Genomic DNA, 20,750 nt, shown 5'->3' on the forward strand with positions numbered 1-20,750 from the left:
GTGATGGAAAAACCTCGTCTGAGTCCTGCTTTCCCCGATAGTTGACCTCTTTTATCAAGAATAATTCTCAATTTCTAAGGAGACTCCCATGACCACCCTGCAAACCGCTCCCGCCACCCTTCCCACGCCACTGGGCGGAACCCTCGTGCGCCGCATCTGGCGGCCCGGTCAGGACTTCGACCCGGCGGAACTTGCGGGGCTGCCGCGCCTGGAACTGCCTGCGCAAAATGTGGCCGACCTGGAAATGCTGGCGACGGGCGCATATTCGCCGCTGACGGGCTTTGTGAACGAGGCCGATTACCTCAGCATCGTCGAGCATCTGCGGCTGGCCGACGGTACGCCCTGGAGCCTGCCCATCACGCTGGCGGTCAGCCGCGAGCAGGCCGAACGCCTGGGCGGGCGCGTGGTGCTGACCCATGCCGGGCAGGACGTGGGCACGCTCGACATCGAGGAAAAATATCTGGCCCGCAAAGCCTGGGAAGCCCGCGAGGTCTACCGCACCGAGGACGAGGCGCACCCCGGCGTGGCGGCGCTGTACGCGGCAGGCGAGGTGTACCTGGCCGGGCCAGTCACGCTCTTTGAAGTGCCGCGCGGCGAATTTCCCCGCTTTCACCGCACGCCTGCCGAGGTGCGCGAGGTCATCGAGGCGCGGGGCTGGCGCAGTACGGTGGCCTTTCAGACCCGCAACCCCATCCACCGCGCCCACGAGTACCTGCAAAAAGTGGCGCTGGAACTGGTGGACGGCCTGCTGCTGCACCCGCTGGTAGGGCGCACCAAGAGCGACGACGTGCCCGCCGACACGCGCATGGAAGCCTACGAGGTGCTGCTGCGGGGCTATTACCCCCAGGAGCGCACGCTGCTGAGCGTGTACCCCGCTGCCATGCGCTACGCCGGGCCGCGTGAGGCCATTGTCCACGCGCTTTCGCGGCGCAACTACGGGGCCACGCATTTCATCGTGGGGCGTGACCATGCGGGCGTGGGCAGCTATTACGGCACCTACGACGCCCAGGAGATTTTCAGCGCCTACACCGCCGAGGAACTGGGCATCCGCATCCTGAAGTTCGAGCACACCTTCTATTGCCAGTCGTGCGCCCAGATGGTCAGCCCCCGCACCTGCCCCCACGACGCCTCGCACCACCTGATTCTGAGTGGCACGAAGGTGCGCGAGAAGCTGCGGGCGGGCGAACATCTGCCCCCCGAATTCACTCGCCCCGAGGTGGCCGAGGTGCTGCGCCGGGCGTACAGCCGCTCATAAAATTCGTATTTTTTCCTCCTCTGCTTCGCAGCTTCGCAAGTCCTTCCAATCGAATTTCATCCCCCAAACCGGGGGATGGGGTAGGAATGGGTATGATACGGATTCCGATTGAATCTGGTCGTTTCAGATTCAATCCGACTTGCAAAGCTGCGCAGCAGAGCGGATGCGAGTAGGAAAAAATACGGGTTACGCGATATGGATGCACAGGCGGCGCCTTCCCAACTGTACAGGCCCGACTGTGCAGGAATTTAGCGGAATCCGTATGAGGGTCCTTCCTCAGCCTGAACTCGGTCCAGTTTTCTCTTCGTTCACCTGTTAGCCTTCCTGACTGAACGAACGTTTCAGGCAGCGAGCGCTGGCCCCCCGGGTCACGCCCCGCCGTGGCGTTGCAGGAGGACCTATGCTCAACATCGACACCCTGGCCGAGCGCGTGCTGCGCGGCGACATCCTTTCCGTTTCCGAGGGCGTGGACCTCCTGAACCTGCCCGACACCGAAACCCTGCGTCTGGTGGACGCCGCCTGGCGGGTGCGCCGTGAGGCGTTCGGAGACCGGGTCAAGGTCAACGTGCTGCTCAACGCCAAAAGTGGCCTCTGCGCCGAGGACTGCGCCTACTGCTCGCAGGCCAAAGGTGCCGACACCGGCATTCCGCGCTACCGGGTGCTGTCGCCCGACGAGATGCTGAGCGAAGCGAAAAAGGCCCAGGCCGCGGGCGCGCAGCGCTACTGCATCGTGCTCTCGGGGCGCGGGGGGACGTGGGGCGAAGTTGAGCAGGTGACCGAGGCGACCCGCCGCATCAAGGCCGAAACGAACCTCGAAGTCTGCGCCTGCATGGGCCTGCTGCTGGGCGAGGAAGGGCAGAGGAAGGCGGCGGCGCTGCGCGAGGCGGGCGTGGACTCGTACAATCACAACCTCAATACGCATGAAGACAACTATGAGCACATCTGCTCGACCCACACCTACGAGGACCGGGTGGAAACCCTGACCCACGCGGCGCAGGCGGGCATGAGCACCTGCTCGGGCGTGATCGTCGGGATGGGGGAGACCCCCGAGCAGATCGTGGAACTCGCCGCCACTCTGCGCGGGCGCAGTGCCGATTCCATTCCGGTCAACTTCCTGATTCCGATTGACGGGGCCGCACTCGACGGCAGGCAGACCACCGCGCACTTCACGCCCTGGTACTGTCTGCGTGTCCTCTCGGTCTTCCGGCTGCTCAACCCCCGCGCCGAACTGCGGGCCTCGGCGGGGCGCGAGATTCACCTGCGCTCGCTGCAACCCCTCGCCCTGCTCGTCGCCAACTCCATTTTCCTGGGCAACTACCTCACCGAAGAGGGCCAGGAAGCGAGTGCCGACTGGCAGATGCTGCAGGACCTCGGCCTGCGGGCGGCGCCGGGCGGGTCCGTTCAGGCTGGGGAGGGAGGGGCGCACCTGGCCGCCGCCGGAGCCGACTGAGGTGCCCGGCGCCACCGAATCTGGCCCCGCCGCGCCGGACACCTTTTTCGTGACCGGCACCGACACCGGCGTGGGCAAGACGCTGGTCAGTGCGCTGCTGTGCCGGGCCTGGAATGCCGCGTACTGGAAGCCGCTGCAAACCGGCGCCGCCGACGGGGACGACGACACCCGCACGGTGGCCGACCTCGCCGGACTGCCCCCGCAGCGCACCTTCGCCCCGGCCCGCGTGTACCAGGCCCCCGCTTCGCCGGAGTGGGCGGCCACCCTGGAACAGACCCGCGTGGGCGTGGCCGAGGTGCTGGCCTGCCGCCCGAAGGTGACTGGCCCCCTCGTCGTGGAAGGGGCAGGCGGCGTGCTGGTCCCCGTGAACGAGCGCGAGACGATGCTCGACCTGATGCGCGACCTCGCCGCGCCGGTGATCGTGGTCGCCCGCAGCGGCCTGGGCACGGTCAACCACACCCTGCTGACGCTCGAAGCCCTGAGTGCGCGTGGCCTGACCGTTCACGGCGTCGTGCTCAGCGGTCCCCCGGCCCCGCACAACCGCGCCGCCATCGAGCGTCACGGCGGGGTGCGGGTGCTGGCCGAGGTGCCGCCGCTGGGCGAGGTGACGGCGGCGCGGGTGGCGCAGGTCGCCCCTGACCTGTTCGGGGCGCGGCCCGCAGCGTCCCTGGCCTTGTCCTCCTGAGTCCCCCGAACAGAAAGGTAACGTCATGACCGAAAATGACGCGCATGCCCCGTTCTTTAGAGCGGGGTCAAGCGGCATCCGTTCCGCCAGGAACGGCAATGCTGAGGCTTTTCGTGCTATACTTAAACAGCAATGCCCCGACGGGTGGTCAGACCCTCGGAGCGTGGCAAGGCAGTTAGAGGCTGCCAAGCATGGAAAACAATACCACCATCAAGACGCACAAGTACCGCTTGTACCCCACCAAGCCTCAAGAGGCCGCCATGTTTGAGACATTGCGCCTCACCCGCACGCTGTACAACGCTGCACTAGAACAGCGTATTTCGGCCTACAAGAAGCAGGGTAAGACGGTCACGGGCTACGACCAGCAAAAAGAACTCACGGCACTAAAAGAAGCCTGCCCGGAGTTCGCCGGGGTCTACTCGCATGTCCTGCAAGAACCCCTTGAGCGGCTGGACAAGACTTACAAGAGTTTTTTTGCCCGCGTAAAGCGCGGCGAGAAGGCTGGATTTCCCCGCTTTAAACCCGCTGGGCGCTGGAACAGCTTCAAGTTCAAGGAAGTCTGGGACAAGAAAAAGGGCCGCTGGCTGTCCCCCGGCAGGCCCACCGACGACGGGAAGCGCATCAACATTCCCAAAATCGGCAGCGTGAAAATCAAGTTTCACCGCCCGCTCGAAGGCACCCCCAAGACGTTGCAGATTGTCTTAGACGTTAATGAATGGTACGCGGTCTATACCTGCGAAGTCGCCAAGAACCCTTTGCCTGCCACCGGGTCAAGCGTCGGGGTAGACGTGGGGACAACGTGGTTTGCTATCACGTCGGACGGCGAGTTTGTCGAGAATCCGCGTCACTTGAAGAACGGACTCCGTAAGCTCCGAGTTCAGCAGCGCACCGTTACCCGCCGCAAAAAGGGTAGCAACAGGCGCAGAAAGGCCGTGAAGCTGGTCGCCAAAACCCATCAGAAAATCCGCCGTCAACGGCTGGACTTTCACCACAAGACAGCGAGGAAAATGGTCAATGAACACGACGTAATTGCACACGAAGATTTGAAGGTCAGTAACATGGTTCAAAGCAATTTGGCGCGGTCAATCAGTGATGCAGGTTGGTCGCAGTTTTTCACATTACTCGCTATGAAGGCTGAAAGCGCTGCTAGGCGAGTCGTCCCGGTTGCTCCTAACTACACGTCCCAACGCTGTCACCAGTGCGGGCATGCATGCCGGGAGAACCGACTTTCACAGGCCAGATTCAAGTGCGTCAGTTGTGGGCACGAGGCAAACGCCGACCACAACGCAGCTTTGAACATTCTGGATAAGGCCGGGGCACGGCCTTCAGGCGTCAACGGTAGCGGGGTATCGCATGCCGTCGTCTGAGAAGCCTCGCTCTTTAGAGCGGGGAGTTGTCACTTCTTCTTTTCCCTCCGCTCTCCCCGACCCCACTGGCCTCCTCGACCTCGATACCCGGCACGTCTGGCATCCTTTCACGCAGGCCCGCACCGCCCCGGAGCCGCAGGTCATCGTGCGCGGCGAGGGGCCCTACTTGTACGCGGCGGACGGAACGCGGCTGCTCGACATGGTGAGTTCGTGGTGGGTCAACCTGCACGGACACGCGCATCCGGCCATTGCCGGGGCCATCGCGCGGCAGGCGCAGGAACTCGAACACGTCATTTTCGCGGGCTTCACGCACGCGCCCGCCGTGACCCTTGCCGCACGCCTCGCCGCCGAGCTGCCGGGGCGCCTGAGCCGAATCTTCTATTCCGACAACGGCTCGACGGCGGTGGAAGCGGCCCTCAAAATCGCGCTTCAGGCGGGCTTCAACCGGGGCGAGACGCGCACCCGAATTCTGGCCTTCGAGGGCGGCTACCACGGCGACACCTTCGGCGCGATGAGCGCGGGAGCCACCTCGGGCTTCTACGCGCCGTTTCAGGACAAGCTCTTTCAGGTGGATTTCGTTCCCTATCCCGCGACCTGGGCGGGTGACCCGGAGGTGGAAGCGAAGGAATGGGCGGCCCTGAGCGCCCTCGACGCGCTGCTGGGCGACGATGTGGCGGCCATCGTGCTGGAGCCGTTGGTGCAGGGGTCGGCGGGCATCCGGATGGCCCGGCCCGCTTATCTCGACGAGGTGGTGCGGCGGGTGCGGGCGGCGGGCGGTCTGGTCATCTTCGACGAGGTGATGACGGGCTTCGGGCGCACCGGGCGGCTGTGGGCGGCGCGGCACCTGAGCGAAGCGCCGGACCTGATGTGCCTGAGCAAGGGCATCACCGGCGGGTTTTTGCCGCTGGGCGTGACCGCCGCCACCGAGGAGCTGTACCGCGCCTTCGGGGGCGACTCCTTCGCGCAGGCGTTCGCGCACGGGCACTCGTACACCGCCAACCCGCTGAGCTGCGCGGCGGCGCTGGCCTCGCTCGACCTCACACTCTCGCCGGAAACGGCGGCGAACTGGGAGCGCATCGGCGCGGCCCACGAACGGGCGCTGCCGGAACTGTCCGCACACCCGCATCTGGAGCGCGTGCGGCGCTGCGGCACCATCCTCGCCGCCGAGATTCGTGGGGCGGGGGAGTACGGCGGCAACGTCAGCCTCGAACTGCGGCAATTCTTCGCGGCGCGGGGGCTGCTGCTGCGTCCGCTGGGCAACGTGGTGTACCTGCTGCCGCCCTACGTCGTCACCGACGAACAGCTCGGGCAGGCCTACGCCGCCTTCCTCGACGCCGCGCAAACCTTCGGGCGGCCCGGATGAGGGAGACGTTGCAGGCGCGGCTGGACACCCTCGCCGCGCAGCACCGCGAGAGGCGGCTGCTCGACTGGACGCCCGACCCGGAACCGGGCTACGTGCGCTGCGGAGACAGGCGACTGCTCGACCTCGCCTCCAACGATTATCTCGGCCTGTCGCGGCAGCGGTGGACGCCCGACGCAGCTCACGAGTTCCTGAGCGGAACTGACCTGCAAGCACACGAACACGTCGTTCAGGACGCCCTGACCCGTTTCGGTGCGGGGGCGGCGCGGCTCATCACCGGCAATCATCCGGTTTATGGCCTGCTCGAGCGCGAACTGGCGCGGCTCAAGGGGCGGGAAGCGGCACTCGTGTTCAACAGCGGCATGGCGGCCAACTCGGGCGTGATTCCGGCGCTCGTCGGGCGCGGGGACGCCGTGTTCAGCGACGAACTCAACCACGCGTCCATCATCGACGGCGTCCGGCTCAGCCGCGCCGAGACGCATGTTTTTCCCCACCGTGACCTCGCCGCTCTGGAAAGACAACTCGCCGCCAGCCGCGCTCCCCACAAGCTCATCGTGACCGACGCGCTGTTCAGCATGGACGGCACCCTGGCCCCACTTCCCGAACTGGTGGCGCTCAAAAAGAAATACGGCGCGTGGCTAATGGTGGACGAGGCCCACACCGGCGGCGTGTACGGGCCGGGCGGCGCGGGGCTGGCCTGCGCCCAGGGAGTCGGCGCTGAGGTGGACGTGCTGATGGGCACCCTCGGCAAGGCGTACGGCAGTGTGGGCGCGTACATCGCCGGGGACAGGTTGCTCGTCCGGTATCTGCTGAACGCGGCCCGCACCTTCATCTTCACCACGGGGCTGCCCCCCGCCAACGTCGCGGTGAGCCTGCTCAACGTGCGCCGGGCGCAGGCGATGGACGCCGAACGCGCCCGCCTGCACGCGAATGCGGCCCGCTTCCGCGCGGCGCTGGCGGGGGCGGGCCTCGACCTTGCGGGCAGTGAAACCCAGGTCGTTCCGGTGGTGCTGGGCGCGGAGGACCTGACCCTGGCGCGGGCGGCCCGCTTGCGGGAACAGGGCTACGCCGCCGTCGCCATTCGCCCGCCCACCGTCGCCCCCGGCAGCGCCCGCGTGCGGTTTGCGCTGAGCAGTGTTCACCGCTGGGACGACCTCGCGGGGTGCCTGTCCGGGGTGCTGGCTCCTCGCCTGTGACCAGAGGCTGTCTGCCGTATCGCCTTCGGCCTTACCAGTGCTCGACCTCCTGCGCGACATCGTCGTCCTGGACGGCCACGTAGCGCCGGGTGGTGTCCACCGACGCGTGACCGAGAAAAAGCCCCACCCGCGTGAAATCGCGCGTGGCCTGGTACAGCCGTGTGCCCGAGTGCTTACGCGCCGCGTGAAAGCCGCGCCAGGGGTGCCCGGCGGTCCGAAACGCTTTGGCGGCCCGGTAGCTGGCCTGGCCGTAGTCCCAGTCGAAAAAGTGCCCTTCCGTATCCACGGGGAAAAGTTCGGCCAGTGCCTGCCGGACCCGCGCTCCCAGGGGCACCCGCCGGCCTTTTCCTCCCTTGCCCCGGACGACGAGCGTCTGGCCCTCGATGTCGCCCCGCCGCACGGCCAGGGCTTCGCTGACCCGCAGGCCCGCGTGCGAACACAGCAGGAGCAGGGCCGCCAGTCTGGGTTCGCAGCCTTCGAGTACCCCGCCGAGTTCCTGCATGTATGGAGGATTTTTCACGATGCCTGGGGTGGGGTCACCCGGGGCGTGTACGTCGTTCAGGGGGTGTGCTTCGGTGGCCCCTGCCCAGTGCAGTGCCCGGTAGAGCGCCCGCACCCCCGCAAGGTACTGGGCGACGGTGGAGGCGGCCAGTCCTCCGTGTTTGCCTCTGCCCTCGCTGGGCCGCCGCTGCAGGTGCGCCATGTAGCGGCTCCCGTCGCGCTTGCCGGGCCGCAGGAGCTGAACCCCACCGGTCTGCGCCCAGGGCACGAAGTCCCGCACGGCCAGGGCATAGGCTGCCAGCGTCTTCGGACTGGTGCGGGCGCCTTTGCGACTGGCGGTCGTCATATAGGCGAGCGTGACCAAGACCAGAGCTTCGGTGTCGTACTGTGCCGCCGCCTCGACAGCCCGGACGCGCAGGCTCTGGTCGGTCAGGTCAGCGTAGTGCAGGGCGCCTTGAATAGGAACGAGTTCGCCGGCCATGCCCATACTTTAAAACTAAGTCTGATTAGTATAAAACCTTGGAAGACTCTTCTGTCTATAAACTCGGTAGGTTAATTTAATTTATATGTAAGTGGTCTACTCAACACTGTTGGACAAAACATCCCGCATCGTCACTCAGCTGCTCTGCACCCTCCTTAACCGTGACCAAGCAAAACAAGTTGCAGACCAGATTTGCGGAAACAGTCTCACCACCATGAGCCTAGGCTCCAGCTCTTGCCCCAACGCCTATGCTTCTCCACTGAGCACTCCTTTTGTCTGGGAACGAAAAAAGATGTTGAGGCCGAGGCTTGGCTTATGAGTAGCGTGTCCCCAGCAACAGCGATCAGACCAGTGCTTTCATATATTAATCTATATCCACACCATATCTTCTTACGCAAAGTCGACTTGGAGCAATTCTCCGAATTCCGCGTGCGCCCTGACAGCACCGCCACCCGCTCCATTCTCTCCAAGTCCACTTGCAAGTCCGTTCGGAAAAAGAGTTTGGGCCTGCTCACCCTTTTTCCGAACGGTATGCGGTCTTCACGACCCTGGCCCCAGGACTCAGCGAATCTGTCCAAACTTGTTCTCGGGAATCAATTCGGCCAGGAGCGCGCGGATGGCGTCGGGGTCCGGATGAGCGGCATGCTGCGCGAGAAGCCGAAGTTGCCGGTCCATCTGTTCGGCATCGACGGGTGCAAGCTTGGCGCTGAAAATTTCCTTGTGGGTCGTGGCGTCGATGCCTTCGCTTGCTGTGAGAAGTTCCTCATAGAGCTTCTCGCCGGGGCGTACACCGCTGTAGACGATATCCACGTTCCTTACACCGGACAGGCGGATTACGTCACGTGCCAGGTCGGCGATCTTGACCGGGTCGCCCATGTTCAGCACGTAGACTTTGCCGTTTTCCGCCAGGCCTCCGGCTTGCAGCACCAGGCGCGAGGCTTCAGGAATGGTCATGAAGTAGCGCACCATTTCGGGGTGGGTGACGGTAATCGGGCCTCCTGACCGGATCTGGGCCATGAAAGTCGGAACGACGCTGCCCCGGCTGCCGAGTACGTTCCCGAAGCGCACCGACACGAACGCCTGCGTTTCACGGGCGCGGGCCGCTCCGGCAGAGACGACCATCTCGGCCACCCGTTTCGAGGCTCCCATGACACTGGTGGGGTTGACGGCCTTGTCGGTGGAGACGTTGACCAGACGGGAGACGTCAAATTCCAGGCAGAGCGCCACCACGTTCCGCGTACCGATGACGTTGTTCAAAATCGCCTCGGACGGCGTCTGCTCCATCAGAGGCACGTGCTTATGGGCCGCCGCGTGGAACACGACCTGCGGACGGTATGTTTCGAAGACCTGGCGAAGGCGGGCCTCATCGCGCACGTCACCGATCAGCCCAATCTGCTTGAGATTCGGGCAGGTGCGCGTCAGTTCCTGCTGAATACCGAAAATGCTGTTCTCGCCACGGCCGAAAAGCAGCAGTATGGCTGGCTCGTATCGGCTGATCTGCCGCACGAGTTCCGAGCCGATGCTGCCGCCCGCCCCGGTCACGAGAATCACTCGGCCTTTCAGATAGTCGGCGATTTCTGTGGTGTTCAGGTGAACGGGGGGACGGCGCAGCAGGTCTTCCAGGTTCACGTCACGAATCTGGTTGATATTCACATTCCCGGACAGGATTTCAAACACACCGGGGATGATGCGGTAACTCACCTGAGATTCGCGGGCCAGGTCTATCACCCGCCGTATGAAGTCGCCGGCGACCGACGGAACAGCGATGAGGACCTCGTCGGCATCCTCGCGGGCAGCAATGGCCGGCAAGCTCGAGACTGGCCCGAAGACAGGAAGTCCCACCACCCACTGCCGCTGTTTTCCTGGGTCGTCGTCGAGAAAGCCGATGGGCCGGAGACCGGCTTCAGGGTGACGCTGCATTTCGCGGGCAATCAATGACCCGGCGCTGCCGGCACCGACGATCAACACGCGCTTTTGGGTGGTCGCGTCGCGGCTGCGGACGCGCTCGGCAAGAAGTCGGGCGAGGATGCGGGCCGCGCCCATCAGGAGAAAGCCCAGCACACCGGCAAGCAGCGGCACACTGCGGGGAAGTTGCAGCCAGGACTGGAAGACGAAGCCAGCAGCAAACATGAGGAGGGTCGAGACGGCCGCTGCGCGGGCCAGCATCAGCAGGTCGGGGACGCCGACGCGCTGCCAGGTTTGCCGCGGGAGACGGTAATGCCACGCCAGCAGCGCCATGACGCTCCCATTGAGCAGCATGTAACCGAACACATTGAGCGGAATCCCCAGGTCGATCAGGGAAGGTTTGCGAAAAGCGTAGGCCAGCAACGATGCGAGCACCCACAGCCCGACATCAAGCAGGAATTTGGTGGCAATGAGATTCATAACGGTGGAGTGCTCAGGGCCTCTGGGCCTGCGCCATTACCGCGTCGACCGCGTCCGCCATCCGGTGCATATCCTTTTCAGACAGCGTCGGATGCACCAGGAACATCAGCGAGGTCTCGCCGAGTTCACGCGCCACAGGCAGGCGATCTTTTGGGCCATAGCCAGCGTCGGTGAAGGCCTTCTCCAAGTAGATCTCGGAGCAAGAGCCGCTGAAGCACGGCACGCCCTGCGCGGTGACAGCGTTCATGATCCGGTCGCGGTCCCAGCCCTCGGCCAGTTGCTCGGGGCGCACGAACACGTAGTACTTGTAGTACGAGTGGTGAATGTCGTCGCCAGGAACCGTGAGGCGCAGAGCAGCATGTTTGCCGAGCCGCTCAGTGAGGACTTGCGCGTTGGCTCTGCGGCGTTCGATCCAGTCCGGCAATTTGCGCAGTTGCAGGCGTCCGATGGCGGCCTGAACTTCCAGCATGCGCCAGTTCGTCCCGAAGGACTCGTGGAGCCAGCGGAAGCCGGGGGCGTGCTCACGGTTGTAGACCGCGTCGTAGCTCTTGCCGTGATCCTTGTACGCCCAGGCCTTCTTCCAGACCTCGGTGTCGTTCAGGGCGAGCAGGCCACCCTCGCCACCGGTCGTCATGATCTTGTCCTGGCAGAACGAGAAGGCTCCGGCATGGCCGATGCTGCCCACCGGTTTGCCCTTGTAGAACGCACCGTGTGCCTGGGCGCAGTCCTCGATCACGATCAGGTCATGCTCGCGCGCCAGCTCCATGATCGGGTCCATGTCGCAGGGCCACCCGGCGAGGTGAACAGGAATGATCGCGCGGGTCTTGGCGGTGATCAGGGGCCGGATGGTGTCGGCCGTGATGTTCTGGGTCACCGGATCAACTTCGGCAATGACCGGGACGCATCCGCGCATCACGGCAGCGCTGGCCGAAGCGATGAAAGTGCGCGTCGTGGTGATCACCTCGTCCCCTGCCCCGATGCCGAAGGCATGCAGGGCCAGTTCCAGGGCCAGCGTGCCGTTGTGCAGGGCGATGGCGTGCTTGACGCCCAGGTACTCGGCATATTCCCGCTCGAGCTCACGCGCCTCGGTGCCGGTCCAGTAATTCACTTTTCCGGATTGCAGGACCTGCGTCACCGCTTGAATTTCGTCCGGTTCAAAGACCGGCCAGCCACGAAAAGGAGCGTGTGTCGCCATATTTCTCATAGCATACGCCTTCTCGAGTCAGTTGTATGGAAAACAGCACACCCCGTTCAGTCGTTCTGCCACCCTGTGGGGCGCTCCTTGATGACCTTGGCCGGGGTACCCACCGCCGTGATGTTCGCTGGGAGGGAGCGCGACACCACTGCCCCTGCGCCCACAATGCTCCATTCGCCGACAGTGACGCCGGGGATGGCACTGGCCTCGGTTCCGAGGAAGCTGCCCTCGCCCAAGTGAACACCGCCAGTCAGCCGTGAGCCGGGGGCCAGGTGAACGTAGTCCCCAACAGCGCAGTCGTGGCCAATGCTGCAGCCCGTGTTAGCGATAACGTGCCGTCCCAGGGTGGCCTGGGCCTGCACGACCACGCCGGCCATCACGACGGTTCCTGGCCCAAGTCGCGCAGAGGGAGAGACCCAGCTGAACGGATGAACGAGTGTAGCCCAGGTAACGTGCTGGAAGCGGCCGTCTATAACCTGCCGAAAGCAGTTACTGCCGACAGCAATGATGGCGTGGACGTCCGGGGTGTCGGGAAAACTGGCGATTGGCCCCGTCACGGTGTAGTCGAGCACACCAGGATGCTCCTCGAACTGATCGTCGTAAATACCCGCAATGTTACGGCCAGCCGCGTGTGCCAGTTCTACGATTACCTTTGCGTGACCGCCTGCGCCGATTACGTGGAGGTCAGGGGTCATGAGGGATGAGTTCCCTTGAATCTAGGCGCGGTGGCTTCGCCATCAGCATTGATGCCGTCGCGGTTCAGGACTTTTTTAAGGGTCATCAGCAGAATCTTGAGGTCCAGGGCAAAGCTGCGGTTTTCGACATACCACATGTCATGTTCAAACTTTTCTTCCCAGGATAGGGCATTGCGGCCGTTCACCTGTGCCCAGCCGGTCAGTCCGGGGCGAACTTCGTGGCGGCGGGCCTGGCGTTCGTTGTAGAGCGGCAGATACTCCATGAGAAGGGGGCGCGGCCCAACGAGACTCATATCGCCCTTCAGGATGTTCAGCAGCTCGGGCAGTTCGTCCAGGCTGGTGGAACGTAGGAACTTCCCGAAGGCAGTGAGGCGCACAGCGTTCGGAAGAAGCTCACCGTCAGGCCCGCGCTCATCGGTCATGGTGCGGAACTTGTACATGGTGAAGGGCTGTCCAGCCAGTCCAGGCCGGACTTGTTTGAACAGCACCGGGGAGCCGAGCTTGTATCTAATCAGTCCTGCCAGCCCCAGCATAGGCAAGCCGAGGAGCATGAGTCCCAGGCCCGAAAACAAGATATCCATCACACGCTTTTCCGGGTGCTGTGTGCCCAGCTCCCGCCAGCGCAGCAACTCGTCATAGTAATCGGCCCAGCGTTCCTGCACACGTTGCGGACTGAAGTGTTCCATGACCCACTGGAGACCCGCCTCGCCCCGGCGGCGAGCTTCGGCAGGGTCTAGCAAGGCCGTAATCAAAGCAGAAGCAAGGGCGTCCGGGTCTCCAGCGGGCACATACCAGCCGGTCAGCCCGTCCTTTACCAGGTCGTGTGCTTCAGCCGTATTTGTCATTACCAGAGGAAGGCCAAAGGCTGCACCTTCCAGGGCCATCGTCGAAAAGCCTTCATGGCAGGCGGGGAACGCCATCACAGTCATCAGGGGGTAGTAAGGCGACACATCAGGCACAAGCCCTGCACGGATAACTCCCGGGGTCTGCTCAATAAGTTGGCGTACTTCAGCAGCTCCCGGCGCATCTTCTTCATAGTCTCCTACCAGGAGGAGGGCAGCGTCGGGCACCTGCAACTGCACCCGCTGGAATGCGTGTATAAGCTCAGGGATTCCCTGAGTACGCGCTAACCGGCCTACAAAACCGATAACCGGACGGTCTTTCGACAATCCCAGTTGATTGCGCTGTGTGGCTGTAAGCTCCGGGGCCATGGGCGGCAATGGACGAACACCAGTAACGCCTAGGACAACCGTCTTATGGACCGGAATGAGGCCCAGTTCATGCGCCCGCTTCTGCAGGCTCGGACTCACACAGACGACCCGGTGTGCACAGGCAATGGCGACTCGCTCGGCCACATGGTAACGGCGGCCCTGACGCCCCTGTACGGCTTCAGACTGTAGACCTTGCAGGGTATAGACAGGCACTCGCGCTGCCACACCTGCAAGCCCGCCGATGAGTCCAGCTTTGAGGGTGCTGACATTCGTTATCGTAGGCTGGAAACGCCGAAGCGCGAGGTACATCGCTCCCAGGGCCTTTACGTCAGCCTTAATATTGATTTCCTGCTCTATAGGCACTGGGAGAATGGAGTTCTCTTCTTGGCCGGTAAACTCCTGCATCTGGCCTGCTGTCATGGGCGGGGCACTCACCGCAGTTCGCCATCCCCGCTTTGCCATAAGAGCCACTTGCCCCCCCAGAGCAATGAGGCCAAGAGATGAAGTCACGGTATACAGAATGGCTTTTTCGTATCTTCGCATGCTTCAGGTTGCCCACTGTATTTTCCAGGACCACTCGTTCTTGCCTTCCTCCCAGGTCACCACATCGGCAATGCCGCGCCTCAAAGAAAGTTGGGGCGTCCACTCCTCTATCGTCTGGCCTCGTGGAGCGTTGGCTAAATCTCCAGCAGAATCATCCGGCCAGTTTTTTCTTATAACGTGCAGTGGCATTTGACTCACCTCTATAAAAGTATCCACAAATTCTCAGTAGGTGACAACTTCACTTTCAGCCGCTCCTGGCGGGCAAAAAGCCTGGATTAACACCTCTAGGACCGCCATGAACTGTTTGGGTTTCCACCGTAGGGCATCCACAAGATGCTGAGCACCGTGCCGCACCAGACTGACCGCTCTCCGACCATGCTTCAGAACGGGGATGGGCCAGGTCTGGCTCAGCCAGACCCCCAGGCGCAAACAGAACATCCAGGCCAGTGTCACCAGTCCGAAGAGTCGCTGTAGACGGTTCCTTTCCGTCATTCCAGTCCGCTCCAGGTCGAAGCCTCGCTTCTTGAAACTGCTGAAGGTGCACTCAATCGACCAGCGCTGCTTGTAGAGCTTCCAGGTCTTCCGAGCGCTGAAATCCGTGGCGATGATGACGAGGTCACCTACAGGTGACCTCGTCGCGACCACCCGCATCAACTCCCCGAACACGAACACCTTTTCGCCAATCTCGTGAAAATGACCGTGCTGGACGTGCCCAAACCATTCTTTCCCATTCATGTCGTCCAGCATGTCGGTCTGTCGGATACGAATTGCCCTTCGGATACCATGCCGACGAAGAAAGCGGAACCATTCCGCGCCGATGAACTCCCGATCGGCCACCAAACCCAGCCAGCGTTTCGCTGGCAAGGCCCGAAGGAGCTTCAACACTAGCCACATTCGGGCGTATGTGTGACTGTTCCCAGAGTCATCAAGAGGCACCCAAATCAGGGGCAGGGTGAAGCCGTGAACCACGGCTCCAAGCACCAGAAAGTTGATGGGCGTCTCCCCGTGCTCCCAGTTGGTGCGGTCCAGACTCAGCAAAACCTTCCCCGGTGGAAGATGGACGACGAGCAGAGCGATGAAAAAGCCCATATCCAGCTGCTCATCCCGGAAGGTGCGGTCTGCTCGTCTCTGTCTTGCCCTGCGGGGTACTCATCCCCGGCATATGGGCACTCAGGTCGTGATGATTGACGCTTCTCGCGGCAATCATCGCCAAGAGGACATCGATGAGCCGCTGGAGCGTGTCGACGCGGAGGTGACTGGCGTGCGTTTTGAAGTGCCGGGTAAGTGCGGTAGCCTGCTGGACAGCGGATTCTGTCGATTTCACACTCCCAGGAAACCGCGAACAGTCAGCCCCATCAAGCTTGATGGGGCTGACTGTTGGTTTTCTCCGTCTGGGACGAGGCCAAACTGAAGTTGTCACCTACTGAGGAGCGGTTTACGCCTGCGCCTGGGTAACTGCTCAGCAGGGTGACTTCCGGGAGTCGATTGGGTAAGGTGGACCATCAACGAGACTCCCTGCCCAAACTGTGAACGACTCGAGGCACGTATCCGTGAACTCGAAGAGCAGATTGCGGCCCTCCTGAAACGCCTTCAAGAGCTTGAAGGACGTCAGGCCAAGACCAGCCACACATCCAATCAGCCACCCAGTCAGGACAAACCCTGGCAGCCCAAGAGTGAGCGCCAGAAGACCGGCCGGTCTTCTGGCGCTCAGCCAGATCACCCCGGCACGACCCTCAAGATGTCAGCGCATCCCGACCACACGGTCCATCTCCCTGTCACGGGACACTGCGGCTGCGGACAGGTCTGGGGTGACGTTCCAGTCGAAACTCAGGTCACTCGGCAGGTCCATGACCTCCCAGCGTGGCAACTTCAGGTCACCGAATACCGCGCCGACGTCAAAATCTGTCCTGGCTGTCATCACCGGCAACGAGCACCCTTCCCAACGCACGTTACGGGTCAGGTGCAATACGGCCAACAGGTCCACGCCTTGACGGTATATCTAAACGTGGCGCACTTCGTGCCCCTCGAACGCACCAGTGAGATTCTGCAGGCTCTCTGCAGGGCGCGACCCAGTGATGGCACCATCGCTCTTAACCTCAACCTCGCGGCCGATCGGCTGCAGGACTTTGAGTCGCACCTCCGAACGGCACTGACGCAGCAACCGGTGCTGCATGCAGATGAGACCGGCAGCCGAGTGAACGGGAAGCTGCAATGGATGCATGTCGTGAGCTGCGCGCAGCTCACGTTCTACGGCCAGCATGCCCGGCGTGGCCGCGCAGCCCTAGAGGACATGAAGATCCTGCCGAAGTACAAGGGCATCCTGGTCCACGACGCCTGGAGCTCATACTTCAAACTCCCGGCACAGCATGCGCTGTGCGGTGCCCATCTGCTGCGGGAACTGCGAGGATTGGCCGAACACCATGGGCAGGTCTGGGCTGGGGACCTCCGGGAAGCGCTGAGGACGGTGTATCACGAGCTCAAAGCTGGGACGCTAAGCCCAGAGGCCCGCACGGCGTTTGAACGGCGATTTGATGAACTGCTCGAGGAGGGCTTGCTGGCCAATCCGGCCGCGCCGCCCGTTCCAGGGCGGCGCGGTCCGACGAAGCAGTCACACGGGCGGAATCTGGCGTTACGGTGCCAGCAGCACCGCTGCGCGGTGCTGCTGTTCCTGCATGATCGCCGGGTACCGTTCGATAACAATCAGGCGGAACGGGATGTGCGGTCCTGGTGCGTGAAACGCAAGGTGTCTGGGGGCTTCCGGTCTGCAGAGGGCGGGCAGAATTTCGCTCGGATCAGGAGCTATATCTCCACGTTGCAGAAGCAGGGTCGCAGCGTCTGGGAGGGCCTGGTCAGCGTGTTTACTGGTGACGTGCTCATGCCCAACTTCAACCCCTGAGCTCGCCCTGCTGAGCAGTTACGCGCCTGGAATAGAAGAAGGCGACCCGGAGGTCGCCTTGATTCATTCAATATAGGGCGGTATTCAGGCGGGGTCAACCCTATGCGGCCGAATCGGCGGAGTCCTGTTTTTTCCTGTCCAGGACGCGTTTGACCTGCACGGCACTCCAGGGGCCGCCCTGGCGGGTGCGAAAACCATGCGCGTCCAGCTGCGCCGCGACGGCTCGTAGGCTGAGCCCCTGAGCGCGCAACGCACCCGCATACGCCGCCACAGGTCGCATGTCAGCGACCGCCCGTGCTCTCGAAGTCGCGGCGCCCGCCAGGCGGGCTTCAGTGGTGAGGTTCTCCGGTTTGCCGAGCTTCAACCCACGAGCTTTCCGCGCCGCCAGCGCTGCTTTCGTGCGGGCGGAGATCAGTTGGGCTTCGCGCTCGGCGACGGCGGCCATGACGTGGATGGTGAGGTTGTCGGCTTCGGGCATGTCGACGGCGACGAAGCGGACGCCGGATTCCATGAGGCTGGCGACGACGGCGACGTTGCGGGCGAGGCGGTCGAGCTTGGCGATGAGGAGGACCCCACCAACTCGGCGGGTGTGGCCAAGGGCGGCTTCGAGCTGGGGGCGCCGGCGCTTCCTCGTGCCGGTTTCGATCTCGGTGAATTCGAGGACGACCTGAAGGTCCTTACTGCGAGCGTGAGCCAGAACGGCAGCCTGCTGAGCTTCGAGACCCAAGCCGCTCTGACCTTGTTTGGCGGTACTGACTCGGTAGTAGGCGACGGCGGGGGTGGGCACGGGGGTATGTTACAGGACTGATCGGACCGTTAGTGAACTGTAACAAAGGACGGCGGCTCAGAACAAAGGCACTGATGCCCACTTTGCTGAGTTGAGGTGTCGGCACCCCAACGCTCCGTGCTCGGAGAAAGCTGAGTTCTCCTAAGCCCGGAAATCATCTGACGACCCGCATCTCGGTGATGCCGCTTACCAGGGCACAGCAGATCGGGCTGTGATCATTCGGCTGCTCTGATCACGCAGCGCGCAGGCGTGCAGCCAGCAGCGCAGCAGGACGGCGTAGCTCTGGCCACTCACGGCGATCTACCTCGAGCCGTTGCAGCTGAGCTGCGAGAACCTGCAGGCCACCGTGGCGTCCATTCTCAGCGCGCCATGCCTGCCAGATGAGGCCGCAGTACCAGGCGTGACTGTGCTGGTCATCTAGAGAACGAGCCAGGACGGATCCCAGAATATTGACTAGGGCCGCACGCCTGGATGCGGGGACCTGAGTCAATACCGGGAGCACGTATACCACGTCCTGAACGCTATGGATGGCCGGGTTCAGCTCATCTGGCGCGATTTGTGCGTGGTCAGTGTGTAACGGGTGGTCTGTGGTTACGCTTCCTGGTGTAACGGCCCAGCGCTGTAATTGTCTATGTAGTTCCTCCTGTACGGTTTCCCTCATAGGAACCTGTGACCCCGCACTATGTGAATCAGTGTCCAGTACATCCGCCGCCGCCTCTGATTGCCAGCGCTGCCGGGCATTACGAATGGCGTTGTACGCTGTGCGGCCTGCCTGGCGGTCCGCGTCCAGGTCACGGTATGCCCGTTTGTAATCGGCATATCGCAACCGCGCGGTATGTCCTGGTACCAGCCGCACCGCGTATAGAGTGCCGTCCACAACAGTGAGGCGTCGTCCCTCCCGATTGGTCATGCTGGTGTAGTGGAGTGCCGCTCGTACAAACCCCGCCTCCTGCAGCTGCGCCGTCCATCGGCGCAGTGTGTTGTCGCTCACCCCCAGGGCTGCCGCGAGCAGTTCGGCAGAGAGGTGCAGGATAATCTGCCGAGGTGGATGTCCGGTTCGACTGTAGAGGTGGGGACAGGTGGCCAGTCGAGTGCGGGCCAACGTGTCCAGTCGCGCAGCTAAGGCCGCGGCACCAGCCGTGCCCGCACCTCGCCCGCGTTTAGGACGAAACTGCTTAAGGTCTAGCAGCTCAGCGAGAGGGGCGACAGGCTGCAACTGGCGATGCACTCTAGGGGATGGTCGTCGGTTTAGTGCGGTCTCCAGCTCATCTAGGGTCACCATCCATGCTGGCGGTTCGGACGGAGCCGGCCCTTCCTGATTCAGTGAGTGAGGCCTGTCTGGCTCCGTCTGGTCTCGTGAAACTCCATGATCTGCACCGAGCCCAGCGGTCAGCGACACCATGGCGAGAAACTCGTTAGCGCGCTGCGTTTGGCTGGGTGTCAGAGGCGGCAGTCTCCCGCCTTGGCTCATAACATCATCTGCAATGGACATGTCGGGCTCCTCTTGAAAAAAAAGGGGCGCTACGGGTAACATGCCTTGACAACTGTAGGCACATTTCCGTCTCTCTGGACTCCCGTTGGCGCGGGAGTCGACTTTTTTGCTTGTTGAAACCTCGCTGAGTTCCCGATCCTCCTTGCTTCTACCCTACGTGCCCGAGGGTGCATTTCTCAAACCCCCGCTCGACCGCACGCCACAGAGCCCCCGTTGGTGATCTTGGTCTGTTCTCGTTGGTGATCTTGGTCTGTTTGATGGAAATCGCCGTCTGGGACGTAAAAAAATAGATAGGAAAATCCGTATAGACAAATATCTTAATTTTACCTTAATACCTCTACCTGCCAGACTGATCGCATGAGTCCGGCGTTTGTATGGCCTGGGAGGCACCGATGAGGTCGGTGCCAGCAGTTACCTGTACCTCTTGAAGGAAGGCCACTTGCTGATCGACGCTGGCGCGCGCCCCGGCGCCCTCGGCGACGCCGCCCTGCCGCAGCTCGGTCTGCTGAGTGAGCATCCACCCACAGCGATGATCCTCACGCACGCGCACCTGGACCATGTCGGTGACCTGCCGGTGGTCATCCGCCGCCATCCCAGGCTACATATCTATTGCACTGAAGCGACCGCCCGCATTGCCACGCTCGTGCTCGCGGACACCCTCAAGGTCAGCGCCGAGCAGGGCTTCCCCATGTTCTCTCCAGGTGAGATGAAGCGTGCGCTCGAGCGCTTACGCCCCATCCCTTACTTCCGGGAAATCACCGACCACGGCTTCGCGTTCACTCTTTTTCCTTCGGGACACCTGCTTGGAGCGGCCAGCGTTCTGATTGAAAGCGGAGGGCGCACGGTCTTCCACACCGGCGACGTCAGCAATACCGATACCCCGGTGGTCAGTGCCGCCTGGCTTCCGGCCCAGGTGATGGCAGTGGACGCGGTGGTCTCAGAGAGCACGTACGGCGACACGCTCCTGCCAGCCAGCAAGGAGCAGGTGCGTACTTTCGTACAGGCCATTGGGGAAACCTTATGTACTGGCGGCCGCGTCCTGATTCCCTCGTTTGCCCTGGGCCGGGCCCAAGAGAGATCACCCAGATCCTTCAGACCGGCATGGCCAGTGGCCTGCTGCCCCATGTCCCCATCCACCTTGACGGCCTGACCCGTCAGATGACCGAGGCCTATGAGGAGATGCTCCCGCTTCTACCCCAGACTCTGCAAAACAGGCAGAGATCGAGCGGGCAGCCTGCTTTCCTGAGTGGC

Annotated in this window: 15 protein-coding genes and 1 pseudogene (1 of these 16 cut by a window edge); 9 read left to right on the forward strand and 7 right to left on the reverse strand. The window is 62.8% G+C overall.

Annotated elements, in window-relative coordinates; all coding sequences use genetic code 11:
• Nucleotides 1-88: 88 nt before the first annotated feature.
• The 6 genes from sat to G6R31_RS15325 all read left to right on the forward strand — a co-directional run bounded on the left by sat (nt 89) and on the right by G6R31_RS15325 (nt 7,313).
• Complete coding sequence (gene sat / locus G6R31_RS15300; RefSeq protein WP_017871820.1) at nt 89-1,255, forward strand: sulfate adenylyltransferase; 1,167 nt, start codon at nt 89-91, stop codon at nt 1,253-1,255.
• 400 nt (nt 1,256-1,655) lie between these two features.
• A complete protein-coding gene (gene bioB / locus G6R31_RS15305) occupies nt 1,656-2,705 on the forward strand; it encodes a biotin synthase BioB (RefSeq protein WP_017871819.1) in 1,050 nt (349 codons plus the stop codon).
• A gap of 1 nt (nt 2,706) precedes the next feature.
• On the forward strand, nt 2,707-3,390 hold the full coding sequence (gene bioD, locus G6R31_RS15310; protein ID WP_017871818.1) for a dethiobiotin synthase: 684 nt from the start codon (nt 2,707-2,709) through the stop codon (nt 3,388-3,390).
• Nucleotides 3,391-3,581: 191 nt separating this feature from the next.
• Nucleotides 3,582-4,757 (forward strand): RNA-guided endonuclease InsQ/TnpB family protein, encoded by a 1,176-nt coding sequence (locus G6R31_RS15315; RefSeq protein ID WP_025567087.1) that lies wholly within the window; start codon nt 3,582-3,584, stop codon nt 4,755-4,757.
• On the forward strand, nt 4,744-6,120 hold the full coding sequence (gene bioA, locus G6R31_RS15320; RefSeq protein ID WP_081608346.1) for an adenosylmethionine--8-amino-7-oxononanoate transaminase: 1,377 nt from the start codon (nt 4,744-4,746) through the stop codon (nt 6,118-6,120). Before G6R31_RS15315 ends, bioA begins: the two co-directional genes overlap by 14 nt.
• Nucleotides 6,117-7,313 carry an aminotransferase class I/II-fold pyridoxal phosphate-dependent enzyme gene (locus G6R31_RS15325; protein ID WP_026138826.1) on the forward strand — a complete coding sequence of 399 codons (1,197 nt, stop codon included), beginning with the start codon at nt 6,117-6,119 and terminating at the stop codon, nt 7,311-7,313. Before bioA ends, G6R31_RS15325 begins: the two co-directional genes overlap by 4 nt.
• 31 nt (nt 7,314-7,344) lie before the next feature.
• On the opposite strand, the gene G6R31_RS15330 is transcribed toward G6R31_RS15325, so the two are convergent.
• From G6R31_RS15330 to G6R31_RS15355, 6 genes and pseudogenes are all read right to left on the reverse strand, one after another.
• Nucleotides 7,345-8,301 (reverse strand): tyrosine-type recombinase/integrase, encoded by a 957-nt coding sequence (locus G6R31_RS15330; protein WP_017871948.1) that lies wholly within the window; start codon nt 8,299-8,301, stop codon nt 7,345-7,347.
• Nucleotides 8,302-8,856: 555 nt separating this feature from the next.
• Entirely contained in the window at nt 8,857-10,680 is a 1,824-nt protein-coding gene (locus G6R31_RS15335) for a nucleoside-diphosphate sugar epimerase/dehydratase (RefSeq protein WP_017871949.1), read from the reverse strand.
• Nucleotides 10,681-10,693: 13 nt separating this feature from the next.
• Entirely contained in the window at nt 10,694-11,875 is a 1,182-nt protein-coding gene (locus tag G6R31_RS15340) for a DegT/DnrJ/EryC1/StrS family aminotransferase (RefSeq protein ID WP_225983137.1), read from the reverse strand.
• A 56-nt stretch (nt 11,876-11,931) separates the two neighbouring features.
• Entirely contained in the window at nt 11,932-12,570 is a 639-nt protein-coding gene (locus G6R31_RS15345) for an acetyltransferase (RefSeq protein ID WP_025567093.1), read from the reverse strand.
• Nucleotides 12,567-14,324, reverse strand: a complete 1,758-nt coding sequence (locus G6R31_RS17055) for a sugar transferase (RefSeq protein WP_081608359.1) — start codon at nt 14,322-14,324, stop codon at nt 12,567-12,569. The genes G6R31_RS15345 and G6R31_RS17055 overlap by 4 nt, the downstream gene beginning before the upstream one ends.
• A gap of 222 nt (nt 14,325-14,546) precedes the next feature.
• A pseudogene (locus G6R31_RS15355) lies at nt 14,547-15,531 on the reverse strand (IS4 family transposase).
• A gap of 294 nt (nt 15,532-15,825) precedes the next feature.
• Between G6R31_RS15355 and tnpC the strand changes: the two are divergent.
• On the forward strand, nt 15,826-17,220 hold the full coding sequence (gene tnpC, locus G6R31_RS15360; RefSeq protein WP_373284376.1) for an IS66 family transposase: 1,395 nt from the start codon (nt 15,826-15,828) through the stop codon (nt 17,218-17,220).
• A 100-nt stretch (nt 17,221-17,320) separates the two neighbouring features.
• On the opposite strand, the gene G6R31_RS15365 is transcribed toward tnpC, so the two are convergent.
• Nucleotides 17,321-18,007 carry a recombinase family protein gene (locus G6R31_RS15365; protein ID WP_025567297.1) on the reverse strand — a complete coding sequence of 229 codons (687 nt, stop codon included), beginning with the start codon at nt 18,005-18,007 and terminating at the stop codon, nt 17,321-17,323.
• A 1,931-nt stretch (nt 18,008-19,938) separates the two neighbouring features.
• Between G6R31_RS15365 and G6R31_RS16950 the strand changes: the two genes are divergently transcribed.
• On the forward strand, nt 19,939-20,649 hold the full coding sequence (locus G6R31_RS16950; RefSeq protein ID WP_235044839.1) for an MBL fold metallo-hydrolase: 711 nt from the start codon (nt 19,939-19,941) through the stop codon (nt 20,647-20,649).
• Nucleotides 20,601-20,750, forward strand: partial view of an MBL fold metallo-hydrolase RNA specificity domain-containing protein gene (locus tag G6R31_RS16955; protein ID WP_225983139.1) — the 5' end (the start) only. 462 nt of this gene lie beyond the right edge of the window; the window shows 150 of its 612 coding nt (coding positions 1-150); the start codon lies at nt 20,601-20,603; its stop codon lies beyond the right edge, outside the window. The genes G6R31_RS16950 and G6R31_RS16955 overlap by 49 nt, the downstream gene beginning before the upstream one ends.

The organism is Deinococcus wulumuqiensis R12 (genome assembly GCF_011067105.1).
GTDB classification, from domain to species: Bacteria; Deinococcota; Deinococci; order Deinococcales; family Deinococcaceae; genus Deinococcus; species Deinococcus wulumuqiensis.

Coding starts and splice junctions, on each gene's coding strand:
- G6R31_RS15315 (WP_025567087.1), top strand. CDS start 3,582: ATGGAAAACAATACCACCATCAAGACGCACAAGTACCGCTTGTACCCC.
- G6R31_RS15335 (WP_017871949.1), bottom strand. CDS start 10,680: ATGAATCTCATTGCCACCAAATTCCTGCTTGATGTCGGGCTGTGGGTG.
- G6R31_RS15345 (WP_025567093.1), bottom strand. CDS start 12,570: ATGACCCCTGACCTCCACGTAATCGGCGCAGGCGGTCACGCAAAGGTA.
- sat (WP_017871820.1), top strand. CDS start 89: ATGACCACCCTGCAAACCGCTCCCGCCACCCTTCCCACGCCACTGGGC.
- G6R31_RS17055 (WP_081608359.1), bottom strand. CDS start 14,324: ATGCGAAGATACGAAAAAGCCATTCTGTATACCGTGACTTCATCTCTT.
- G6R31_RS15325 (WP_026138826.1), top strand. CDS start 6,117: ATGAGGGAGACGTTGCAGGCGCGGCTGGACACCCTCGCCGCGCAGCAC.
- bioA (WP_081608346.1), top strand. CDS start 4,744: ATGCCGTCGTCTGAGAAGCCTCGCTCTTTAGAGCGGGGAGTTGTCACT.
- bioB (WP_017871819.1), top strand. CDS start 1,656: ATGCTCAACATCGACACCCTGGCCGAGCGCGTGCTGCGCGGCGACATC.
- G6R31_RS15330 (WP_017871948.1), bottom strand. CDS start 8,301: ATGGGCATGGCCGGCGAACTCGTTCCTATTCAAGGCGCCCTGCACTAC.
- G6R31_RS15340 (WP_225983137.1), bottom strand. CDS start 11,875: ATGGCGACACACGCTCCTTTTCGTGGCTGGCCGGTCTTTGAACCGGAC.